General features: G+C 72.2%; 8 protein-coding genes. 4 read left to right on the top strand and 4 right to left on the bottom strand.

The annotated features are described in order from the left end of the window. Window positions 1-32: 32 nt before the first annotated feature. Together ACR807_RS38695 and bdeA are read right to left on the bottom strand one after the other, a co-directional pair. Window positions 33-1,028 carry an arabinan endo-1,5-alpha-L-arabinosidase gene (locus tag ACR807_RS38695; RefSeq protein WP_438926499.1) on the bottom strand — a complete coding sequence of 332 codons (996 nt, stop codon included), beginning with the start codon at window positions 1,026-1,028 and terminating at the stop codon, window positions 33-35. 181 nt (window positions 1,029-1,209) lie between these two features. Continuing rightward, window positions 1,210-2,091 carry a bis(hydroxyethyl) terephthalate hydrolase gene (bdeA, locus tag ACR807_RS38700; RefSeq protein WP_438926506.1) on the bottom strand — a complete coding sequence of 294 codons (882 nt, stop codon included), beginning with the start codon at window positions 2,089-2,091 and terminating at the stop codon, window positions 1,210-1,212. A 283-nt stretch (window positions 2,092-2,374) separates the two neighbouring features. Here bdeA and ACR807_RS38705 point away from each other — a divergent pair, with 283 nt between their 5' ends. Continuing rightward, window positions 2,375-4,999, top strand: coding sequence for a glycoside hydrolase family 3 protein (locus ACR807_RS38705; protein WP_438926500.1), 2,625 nt, complete (start codon window positions 2,375-2,377; stop codon window positions 4,997-4,999). Between the two features lie 107 nt (window positions 5,000-5,106). On the opposite strand, the gene ACR807_RS38710 is transcribed toward ACR807_RS38705, so the two are convergent. Further along, a complete protein-coding gene (locus tag ACR807_RS38710) occupies window positions 5,107-6,114 on the bottom strand; it encodes an alpha/beta hydrolase (protein WP_438926501.1) in 1,008 nt (335 codons plus the stop codon). A 30-nt stretch (window positions 6,115-6,144) separates the two neighbouring features. Further along, window positions 6,145-7,452 (bottom strand): cytochrome P450, encoded by a 1,308-nt coding sequence (locus ACR807_RS38715; protein WP_438926502.1) that lies wholly within the window; start codon window positions 7,450-7,452, stop codon window positions 6,145-6,147. Between the two features lie 177 nt (window positions 7,453-7,629). Here ACR807_RS38715 and ACR807_RS38720 point away from each other — a divergent pair, with 177 nt between their 5' ends. The 3 genes from ACR807_RS38720 to ACR807_RS38730 all read left to right on the top strand — a co-directional run. Then, the gene (locus ACR807_RS38720; RefSeq protein ID WP_438926503.1) at window positions 7,630-8,445 is read left to right on the top strand and encodes an SAM-dependent methyltransferase; all 816 of its coding nucleotides are present in this window, start codon (window positions 7,630-7,632) and stop codon (window positions 8,443-8,445) included. A 134-nt stretch (window positions 8,446-8,579) separates the two neighbouring features. Then, window positions 8,580-10,703 (top strand): putative bifunctional diguanylate cyclase/phosphodiesterase, encoded by a 2,124-nt coding sequence (locus ACR807_RS38725; protein WP_438926504.1) that lies wholly within the window; start codon window positions 8,580-8,582, stop codon window positions 10,701-10,703. Between the two features lie 99 nt (window positions 10,704-10,802). Then, a partial coding sequence (locus tag ACR807_RS38730) for a DoxX family membrane protein (protein WP_438926505.1) occupies window positions 10,803-11,307 on the top strand: 505 nt, incomplete at its 3' end.

Raw genomic sequence — 11,307 nt, forward strand, 5'->3', positions numbered from 1 at the left:
CCGCCCGTGCGCCGCCGGGACGTCCTGACCTGCTAGTAGACGTACGGCCAGCCGGCCGAGTCGTACCCGAGCAGGTTGATGCCCAGCAGGGACCTGCCGTTGTCCGCGTAGTAGTGGTACGCGATGACGTCGGCGTCGCTGTCGGTGAACACGTCCTGGTGGCCAGGCCCGTGGACGCCGCCGTGGCCCGCCAGCACCTCGGTGCCGCCGCCCGAGGTCAGCGCCACCCCGTTGCGGTCGACGAACGGCCCGTTCGGGCTGGTCGACCGGCCCACCACCACCCGGTACGTGCTCGCCGCGCCCTGGCAGCAGCGGTCGAACGACACGTACAGGTAGTGCCAGGAGCCGCGCTTGACCAGGGTCGGCGCCTCGATCGCGCCGCCGCCCCGCCCGGCGATCGAGCGGATGGCGCTGTCGTAGCGCTTGCCCGTCGAGGGGTTCAGCCGCACCTGCTTGAGGCCCGACCAGAACGAGCCGAAGTTCAGCCACCAGCGGCCCGAGTCGTCCACGAACAGGTCGGGGTCGATGGCGTTGAAGTCGTCCGACGTGCGCGACTCGACCACCAGCCCCTGGTCGGTCCACGAGCCGGCCGCGCCGGTCGCGGAGGTGGCCAGGAAGATCGCCGACCGGTTCGAGCCGAACGTGGAGGCCGAGTAGTAGAGGTGGTAGCGGCCGTTCAGGTAGGACAGGTGCGGGGCCCACAGGTTGCGGCTGCCGCCGGTGTACGAGGTCGTCCACGGCGCGCCGCCGGGGAACACCTGGCCCGCGTCGCGGAAGGCGGTGCGGTCGGTGGAGGTCTTGAGGGCGATGTTGTCGCCGGTGTGCGCGACGAGGTACGTGCCGCCCGGGGTCTTGACGAACGACGGGTCGTGCACGCCGACGTCGCCGGTCACGACACCGGGGTTGGGGTAAGCGGCCGGCGCCTCGTCGGCCGGCGCCTCGCCGGTCAGGGCGGTCGCGCCCAGCGCCAGCGACGCGGCCAGCGCGATCAGGGTTCGGCGGAGGACCCGGGAATTGCGCAGAGTCATGCGTCGCCTCCTTGCGAGCAGGATTCTGGGAACGCTCCCAGGTCGGACGGTAACGCATTGCCTTCACTGCCGGCAAGCGCTTTCCAACCTACGGCACGTGGTGCCGTTCACCCCGCTGAACAGGGCGAACGGCACCAGTGGACGCGTGCGTCGTCGAACGCGTCGAACAGGGCGGGACCGGTCAGGAGTGCGGGCAGGTGTCCCGGTACTCCGAGATGGCCGTGCCGCGCGGCGCCGGGCACAGGAACTGCTCGTAGCGGGTGTCGTCGTCGATGAACCGCTTGAGCCAGGAGATGCTGTACTTCGCGATGGTGGTGTTGGAGGTGTTGGGCGCGAAGTGGCTCGCGCCGGCCAGCTCCAGGTACGCCTTGTCCAGGGTGGACGGCAGTCCGGTGTAGAACCGCTCGGAGTGCGTGGTCACCGACGCCACGGAGTCGTCCTCCGCGCCGATCACCAGCGTGGGCGTCTGCACGCCCGGCCAGCTCTTGGTGGTGTTCCAGGCGGTCAGCGGGATCGACGCCTGGAGGCTCGGGCGGTCCTTCGTGGCCTCCAGCGCGCCGCCGCCGCCCATCGAGTGGCCCATGACGCCCAGGCGGTTCGGGTCGATCCGGGAGCGCACGGAGCTGGACCGGGTCAGGTAGTCCAGGGCCGCGAGCAGCTGGTCGCCGCGGGACGAGGGCTGGTCGTAGCGGGAGTTGGTGTCGATGGTGAACACGACGAAGCCCTGCGAGGCCAGGCGCGGGCCGAGCCAGGAGATGCTCGACTGCGCCGCGGTGTAGCCGGGCGAGATCGCGACCGCGCCGAAGGTGCCCTCGGCGGTGCTGGTCGGGTAGTAGATGGTGCCGCCGCCGAACCCGGACGCCGCCAGGGACGAGACGGTGGTCTGGGCGGTGGCGAACGGCCCGCGAGCGGCCTCGATGGTGGCCGTGGTGGGCGCGGGACCGCGCTCGTAGGGGTTGTCGGCGGCCTGCGCGACCGCGGTGGGGGAGGTGAGGGCGACCGCCGCGGCCAGGACCAGGGCGCGGCGGGACAGGGGTGACCTCATGATGTGCTCTTTCGCGATCGGGAAGGACTTGGCGGATGAGTCCTCAGTGGACGTTGCTTCCCGAGGTGGAATACTGCCGCGCTATCTACTCCAGAGTCAAGTAACGGTGGTCACTTAACCGGTGAAGTCGTGATTCGGCGTCTCGGCAGAAGGTGAATGTGAAAAGGAATCACGAATGCCGGGACGCGTGTTGTTCCGGAACAACTACCTGCGCGGAAGCGCTCTCACCCACTTGACCGGAACCGGTACCGGAACGAGGATCGGGCCCGACAAAGCCGTCGCCCTGACGAACGGAACACCGATGTCCCGCAGATCCCTGAGCGCCGCGCTCGCCGCGGTGCTCGCCGCCGGCCTCCTCACCGGAGGCGTGGCCAGTGCCGCCCCGGACCCGAAACCCCGCCAGCCGGTCATCGGGGAGCCGCGCACCGAGCACGGCTGCGCCCGCATCGAGAAGACCCTGCCCACCCTGTCCGACTGGCCGAGGGTCGACAGCCGCGTCGACTCCAGCGCGGCCGACGAGCGGCGGGTCAAGAAGATCGTCGAGAGCATGACCCTGGCCGAGAAGGTCGGCCAGATGACCCAGCCGGAGATCGCCGCGATCACCCCGGACGAGGTCCGCGAGTACGGCATCGGGTCGGTGCTCAACGGCGGCGGCTCCTGGCCGAACCGCGACAAGCACGCCCCGGCCGACGCGTGGCTGTCGCTGGCCGACGCCTACTGGGACGCCTCCAGGGCCACCCGCACGAAGGTGCCCGTCATCTGGGGCATCGACGCCGTGCACGGCAACAACAACGTCTACGGCGCCACCGTCTTCCCGCACAACATCGGCCTGGGCGCGGCGCACGACCCGTGCCTCATCCGCGACGTGCACGAGGCCACCGCCGAGCAGATCCGCGCCACCGGCCAGGACTGGGCGTTCGCGCCGACCCTGGCCGTGCCGCTGGACGACCGCTGGGGCCGCACCTACGAGGGCTACTCCGAGGACCCGCGGATCACCCGCGCCTACGGCTACGAGGCCACCATCGGCCTCCAGGGCAGGAGCAGGCGGAACGTCGGCGTGCTCGCCACCGCCAAGCACTTCATCGGCGACGGCGGCACGATCGGCGGCAAGGACCAGGGCGTCAACCCGGCCTCGGTCGCCGAGATGATCAACGTCCACGGCCAGGGCTACTACGGCGCGCTCGCCGCCGGCGCCCAGACCGTGATGGTGTCGTTCAACTCGTGGAACAACGAGGGGGCCGGCATCGCCGAGGGCAAGCTGCACGGCAGCGAGCTCGCGCTGAACGACATCCTCAAGGGCAAGATGGGCTTCGACGGCCTCGTCGTGTCCGACTGGAACGGCATCGGCCAGGTCGCGGGCTGCACCAACGCCTCGTGCCCGCAGGCGATCAACGCCGGCATCGACGTCGTCATGGTGCCGAACGACTGGAAGGCGTTCATCGCCAACACGATCGCCCAGGTCGAGGGCGGCCAGATCGCCATGTCGCGGATCGACGACGCGGTGACCCGCATCCTGCGCGTCAAGCTGCGCTCGGGCGTGCTGGACGGCGAGAAGCCCTCGGAGCGCCGCCACGCCGGCGACGCCGACGCGCTGGAGGCCCGCGAGGTCGCCCGCGAGGCCGTCCGCAAGTCGCAGGTGCTGCTGAAGAACAACAACCGCACGCTGCCGCTGGGCAAGCGGTCCAAGGTGCTGGTCGTCGGCAAGTCCGCCGACTCGATGCAGAACCAGACCGGCGGCTGGACGCTGACCTGGCAGGGCACCGGCAACACCAACGCCGACTTCCCGAACGGCCAGACCGTCCTCGGCGGGCTCAAGGAGGCGCTCGGCGAGGCGAACGTGGTGTTCAGCGAGACCGGCGACGTCGACCCGGCCGGGTTCGACGCGGTGGTCGCGGTGATCGGCGAGACCCCGTACGCGGAGGGCGTCGGCGACATCGGCAAGCGCACGCTGGAGGCCGCCAAGCTGTACCCGAACGACCTGGCCGTGCTGGACAAGGTCAGCGGCAAGGGCACCCCGGTCGTCACCGTCTACGTGTCGGGCCGCCCGTTGTACGTGAACAAGGAGCTGAACCGCTCGGACGCGTTCGTGGCGGCGTGGCTGCCCGGCACCGAGGGCGGCGGCGTCGTCGACCTGCTGGTCCGCGGCCGGCACACCTACCCGGGCTACACCGGCACGCTGTCCTACTCGTGGCCCAAGTCGGCGTGCCAGACGCCGCTCAACCCCGGTGACGAGGGCTACGACCCGCTGTTCAAGCCCGGCTACGGCCTCAAGAGCTGGTCGCACCGGAACATCGGCGCGCTCGACGAGTCCTCGCCGGAGTTCGGCTGCTCCGGCGGCGGTGGCGGCGGGGTCGCGACCGAGGACCTGGAGCTGTTCAACCGCATCGACGTGGCGCCGTACAAGAGCTTCATCGGCTCCCCGGACAACTGGAGCGGCACGGAGCTGGGCCCGGACGCCGAGGCCGCGCACACCAACATCACCGTGGTGCCGGCGGACGTGAACGTGCAGGGCGACGGCCTGAAGACGACCTGGACCGGCTCCGGCGCCGGGCAGCTCTACCTCCAGGACCCGGCGGGCGGCAGCGACCTGCGCGGGTACGTCAACGCCCAGGCGGCGCTGGTGTTCGACGTGGTGGTGCACCAGGCGCCCGCGGCGCGGACGGTGATCAGCACGCACTGCACCTACCCGTGCTTCGCCGAGGTCAACGCCACGAACGTGTTCACCGGGCTGCCGACGGGCGTGAGGTCCACGGTCAAGGTCCCGGTCGCCTGCTTCGAGCAGGGCGGGCTCGACCTGGAGAACGTCAACACGCCGTTCCTGGTCTACACCGAGGGCGCGTTCCAGGCGTCGTTCGCGAACGTGCGGTGGGTGCCCAAGGCCGCCGCCGACCCGGACGCGAAGACGTGCGCCGAGCTGACCGGCTGACCCCGGCCTGACCGGGCACGACGAGGGGGCGGGACCCGCACGGGCCCCGCCCCCTCCCGCGTGTCCTGCGCTCGCGACCCGCGTGTCATGCGTTCACGCCCCGCGTGTCATGCGCCCAGGCCGCGCGTCCACTCCACGACGGCGCGGTGGTAGTCGGGGGCGTTCGGCGCGTAGTTGATCGAGTGCCCGTAGCCGTGCAGCACGAACGCGCTCAGGCGCGCCGCCGGCGAGAAGTACGGCGCCTCCGACGCCCGCAGCGCCTCGCCGGACGAGCAGTCGCTGCCCAGCGGCAGCCCGCAGAAGTGGTTGTCGTCGCCCACGACGACCATCACCGGCGCGTCGACCAGCCGCGTGAAGGGGCTGACGACGTTGTTCAGCACGATCGTGTCCACGGCCTCGGTGGTGGCGAACACGTCCTTGGTCGACTCGTCGAAGTCGATCGCCCCGGGCACCAGCGCGCCGGGGACGTGGAACGACCCGTAGCGCTTGCCCGCCCCGGTGGTGAGGTAGCCGAGGTCCAGCCCGTGCTCACGGCGCAGCACCGGGTCGAGCGCCGCCGGGATCATGCCCGCCAGCACGGGCAGCACGGTGATGAGGTTCATCCGGTGCGTGAACCCGGTGACGAGCACGCCGTCCACGTCCCGGTGCAGCCCGGCCTCGACCAGCGCCATGGCCGCGCCGATGGAGTGCCCGCCGACGACGACCCGGGAGAACCGCGGTCGCAGCGTCCGGATCACCTGGTGCACCGCCTGGGCCTGCGTGGTCGCGGTGACCAGCGCGCTCAGCGGCTTCGAGCTGCGGCCGGTGCCGAGGCGGTCCACGGCCAGCGTCGCGATGCCCGCGCCGTTCATCGCCCGCCGGTAGGAGCGGGTGCCGGGCTCGTAGGCGACGTCCCAGTACGAGCGGTTGTAGGTGCCGCCGGGGATCAGCACCTGCACGGTCGACGCGCCGGTGGGCGCGCACAGCGTCCCGGCCATCGACTGGCCGGTGCCGGCCACGGTCACCGGCACCCGGACCTCCTCGCACGACACCGCGGCGCCGGCGGGGGTGGGCACCAGGCAGAGCCCGGCTGCGAGCAGCACGGCGGCGAACGACCGGGAACGGGACCAACGCACGACTGAACGACCTCCATCGGGGGTTCGGGGCTAGCGGGGGACCGCCGTCATCAGCAGGCCGCTGGGGTAGGCGGCGGAGGTGAACCTCGTCCGGACGGGCCTGCCCGGCACCGGCGCCAGGCGCCAGCGGGCGAGCACGGTGGCGAGGGTGACCACGACCTCGGTGCGGGCGAAGGCGTTGCCGAGGCACTGGCGCGCACCGGCGCCGAAGGGGACGTACCCGCCGCGCGGCACGTCGGCGGTCGCCCAGCGGTCGGGGTCGAAGCGGTGCGGGTCGGGGAACACGGCGGGGTCGTGGTGCAGGGCGTGCGGGCTGACGATCACCTCGGTGCCGGGCCGCACCGCGACCCCGGCGAGGTCGACGGGCGCGGTGGCGCGGCGCATCAGCACCCACACCGGGTACAGCCGCAGCACCTCGTCGACGACCCGCCCGGTGAGCACGAGCCGCCCGACGTCGGCGAACGCCGGCGGTCGCCCGCCCAGCACGTCGTCGACCTCGGCGAGCAGCCGCTCCTCGACCGCCGGGTGCCGGGCGACCTCGTGGAACGCCCAGGCCAGGGCCAGCGCCGTGGTCTCGACGCCCGCGGTGAGCAGGGTGAGCACCTCGTCGTGGACCTGCTCGTCGGTCATGCCGTCGCCGGAGTCGTCCCGCGCGAGCAGCAGCGTGGACAGCAGGTCGCCGCGGTCGACGCCCTCGACCCGCCAGGCGGCGATGACGTCCACCACGACCGCGCGCATCCGGGCGACGGCCCGGTCGAACTCCCGGTTGCCGGGCAGCGGCAGCGCCTCCACGAACGACGGCGACAGGGCGCGCACCATGCCCTGCTTGATCACCGTGAACACCGACCGCCGCACCTCGGCCACGGCCGCCGCGCCCAGCTCGGTGGAGAACAGCGCCTCGCCGACGACGGCGGCGGCCAGCTCCTGCATGTCCCGCTCGACGACCCGCACCCCACCGGGCCGCCACGACGCGGTGAGCGCCGCCGCCGCGCCGGCCATCACCCCGGTGTAGCGCTCCAGGCGCTCGCGGTGGAACGCGGGCTGCACGAGCCGCCGCTGCCGCAGGTGGAACGGGCCGTTCGACAGCAGCAGCCCGTTGCCCAGGTACGGCTGGAACTTGTCGAACATCGCGCCTTTGCGGAAACGCGCGCCGTCGGTGACGAGCACCTGGTGCGCGAGTCGAGGGCTCGTCACGAAATAGGTCTGCACCTTTCCGAGATCAACCCGCACCACCTCGCCGTGATCGCGCAGTGATGAGGTGAACGCGTGCCGCTTGCGCAACATCTCCAGGCTGTGCCCGAGCAACGGCAGTCGACCGGGTGCCACCGGGACGGCCATCGTCGCTCCTGTTCTCGCCGAAAGGGACGGACCACGATAAGACCCGTTCGGTGGACGTTGACAGCGCCCGTTCGGGTGGGTCACTGTCACTCGGACGGTAGAGCGACGCTGCTGCGGTCGGCCGTTCGCGCCGTACGCCCCGGAAAAGGGGCGGTGACCCGGGAAGAGGTGTGGACAATGAAGCAAGGCGAATGGATTCCACCCGGTGTGGACATTTCCGTGCCGAGCATGGCGCGCACCTACGACTACATGCTGGGGGGCGGGCACAACTTCGCGGTGGACCGCGCGGTGGGCGAGCGGATCGAGGAGGCCATGCCCGGCCTGCGCACCGCGGCCCGCGTCAACCGGGCGTTCCTGGGGCGCGTGGTGCGGTTCATGCTGGGGCGCGGCGTGCGGCAGTTCCTCGACATCGGGTCGGGCATCCCGACCGTCGGCAACGTCCACGAGGTGGCCCAGGCCCAGGTGCCCGACGCCCGCGTCGTCTACGTCGACCGCGACCCCGTGGCCGTCGCGCACAGCGAGTTGATGCTGGTCGGGAACGACCTGGCGGGTGTCGTGCGGGCCGACATGCGCGACCCGGACGCCGTCCTGGGCGACCCGGAGACGCGCCGGCTGCTCGACCTCGACCAGCCCGTCGGGCTGCTCATGCTGCTGATGCTGCACTGGGTGCCGGACGAGGACGACCCGGCCGCGCTCGTCGGCCGCTACCGGGACGCGCTGGCGCCCGGCAGCTTCCTCGCGCTGACCCACGTGACCGCGGACCACCAGGGCGACGACCTCGCCGCGGCGACCGACGTGATCCGGCGGAGCAAGAGCCCCGACCAGGTCACCCTGCGCCCGCACCGCGCGGTGACCGAATTGTTCGCCGGGTTCGACTTCGTGGAACCCGGTCTCGTGGGGTGCGGCGAGTGGCGTCCGGAAGGGCCCGCGGACATCGCGGAGGAACCGGGGATGAACATGCTCGTCTACGCGGGCGTCGGCAGGAAATCATAGGAACGCTCATGAAGTGACGGCGAGTGGTCGAATACCTATTAGTGTGATCTTTTTTCACGCTTATGGTCGAGCCCGGACCGCTGGGGCGTGGGTAAACTGCCGCGAACTCGTCACATCACAGCAAGGCAACGGAAATGCCGCAGCCCACTCGCAGGCCACAGGCAGCCCAGCCGGAACGCGGCCGGGAACTGCTCGCGCGCAAGTGGTCCTACCTGCTCAGCGGTGCGGTCGTGGTGCCGCTGTCGCGGACCGACCTCGACCGCGAGCTGACCGAACGGCTCGACGCGCTGTGCGCCGCCCTGCACGCCGAGCCGTTCGAGGCCCGGCCGGTCGAGCGGATCGGCGAGCGGCTCGTCTCGCTCGGGTACGTCGGCGAGGCCGGGCTGCGCGTCACCGTCGACGTGCTCGGCAAGGGGCTGCTCGCGCTGCCCGAGTTCCAGCCCGCCGAGGCGCACGCGCAGCGGGTCGCGCTCGGCGTCGGCGCGCTGTCCTGCGGCTTCCTGGCGGCGAACCGGCGCGCGGTGTTCGAGCAGCAGGAGTCCATGCAGCTGTCGCTGCTCAAGGCCGTCCGCGACGCCCAGTGGAACCTGCGGGAGAGCGAGGCCCGGTTCGACGAGGTCGTCACGTCGTCGGCCAGCGGCGTCCTCGTCACCGACCTCGACGGCCGCGTCGTGCGGGTGAACGCGGCCCTCGCCGAGATGCTCGGCCGCTCCACCGACGAGCTGGTGGGCAGCGACCTGCTCGACCTGGTGCACCCCGACTCGCGCCGGCACCTCGCCGAGGGGCTGCGCGGCCTGGTGTCGGGCGACCGGGAGCGGATGAGCCAGGCGCAGCGCCTGCTGCGCGCGAACGGCGACGTCGCCCGGACCTCGCTCACGGTGTCCCTGGTCCGCGGCGGCGCCGAACCCGACCAGCCCGGCCACTTCGTCGCCGTCGTCGAGGACGGCACCGAGCTGATGCTGCTCCAGGCCGAGCTGCACCGGCAGGCCCTGCACGACGTGTCGACCGGCCTGCCGAACCGCCAGTACTTCACCACCCACCTGGAGAGCGCGCTGCGCCGCGCCGACCCGGTCCGCGGCGTCACCCTCTTCCACCTCGACCTCGACGCGTTCGGCATGGTGTGCAACAGCCTCGGCCGCGCCACCGGCGAACGCCTCCTCGTGCACGTGGCGCAGCGGCTCAAGGCCGTGCTGGCGCGCGAGAAGGCCATGATCGCCCGCCTCGACGGCGACGAGTTCGCCGTCCTGGTGGAGAACACCGCCACCACGTCCGACGTGGGCACCGCGGTCGCCGCCATCAACCGCGAGCTGTCCGAACCCGTCTACCTCGACGGGCACGGCCTGGCGGTCACGGTCAGCGTCGGCGTGGTCCGCCGCCCACCGCCCGACTCCTCGCCGACCGAGGTGCTGCGGGCCGCGGAGCAGGCGCTGCGGCGCGCCAAGGCGGGCCGGCGCGGCCAGTGGGAGCTGCACCACCCGGACCAGGACCTCGCCGACCGCGAGACCGACCTGCTGGCCGTGCGGATGCCCGGCGCCCTGGAGCAGGGCGAGCTGGTCGCCCGCTACGCCCCGGTCGCGGCCCTCGCCGACGGCGCGCCGGTCGGCGTGTCCGCCCGCCTGCGCTGGGAGCGCCCCGGCGGCGAGCCGGTCGGGCACGACACGTGCGCGGAGCTGGCCGAGCGGACCGGCCTCGTCCTGGACCTGGGCGAGTGGCACCTGGCGACGGCGTGCGGGCAGGTCGCGTGGTGGCGGCAGTCGGGCTTCACCGGCACCCTGCACGTCGGGATGACCCGGCACCAGTGGTGCGACGGCGACCTGGTGCGCCGGGTCCGGCGGGTGCTCGGCGACACGGGCCTGCCCGCCGACCGGCTGGTCGTCGGGATGCCGGCGGGCCTGCCGGCCGAACCCGAGGCCGTGGACGGCCTGACCGTGCTCGCCGAACTCGGCGTGGGCACGTCGCTCGACGACGTCGGCCTCGGCCCGGACGACCTGGCCGCGGTGGCGGACCTGCCCGTCCGCCAGGTCCGGGTGGGCCGGCGGCTGGTGGCGCGGCAGCTCGCCGGGGACGCCGACCACCTGGCCTGCCTCGTGCCGCTGGTGCGCGCGGCGGGCGCGGAGGTGGTCGTGGACGGCCTGACCGCGGCCGAGCAGGCCGAGTGGTGGCACCGGGCGGGCGCGGTCGCCGGCAGCGGTCCGCTCCACGGCGAGGCGCTGGAGCCGCAGGCCGTCGCCGCGTGGTTCGGCACGCCGACCGGTTGACGACCGCTGGGCCTTTCGGACCACGCTGAGACACGGGGTCTTCACAGCGCGTTTCCTCACCGTTACAGTTCTGGGAGCGCTCCCAGTCGATTCCGGTCAGTGTGGACCAGTGGATCGGCCGACGTCCTGTGGCGGGCCGACGTGGTCCCGCTCGCGAAGGAAGTGATGCGGATGGTCGAGTTCTCGTCCCGTCTGGACGCGCGTGCGGATGCCCTGCGGGCGTTGAGCGTTCCCCTGCTCAGGGGCTCGCTCGGCGTGGTGTTCGTGTGGTTCGGGGCCCTCAAGGTGGCCGGTGCGACACCGGTGGCCGACCTGGTCTCCCGGACCGTCCCGTGGCTCGACCCGGGCGCGTTCGTGTTCGCGCTCGGGCTGCTGGAGGTGGTGCTGGGGGTGGCCCTGGTGGTGGGTCGGCGGTTGCGCTGGGTAGCGCTGCTCGTCGTGCTCCACCTGTCCGGGACTTTCCTGGTGCTGGTCGTGCAGCCGGCCGCCGCGTTCCAGGCGGGCAACCCGTTGCTGCTCACCATGACCGGCGAGTTCGTGGTGAAGAACCTGGTCCTGATCACCGCCGCCCTGGCGGTCATGTCGGCCGACGCACCCGTGCGGC

Source organism: Saccharothrix sabaoui, assembly GCF_051756985.1.
Taxonomy (GTDB): domain Bacteria; phylum Actinomycetota; class Actinomycetes; order Mycobacteriales; family Pseudonocardiaceae; genus Actinosynnema.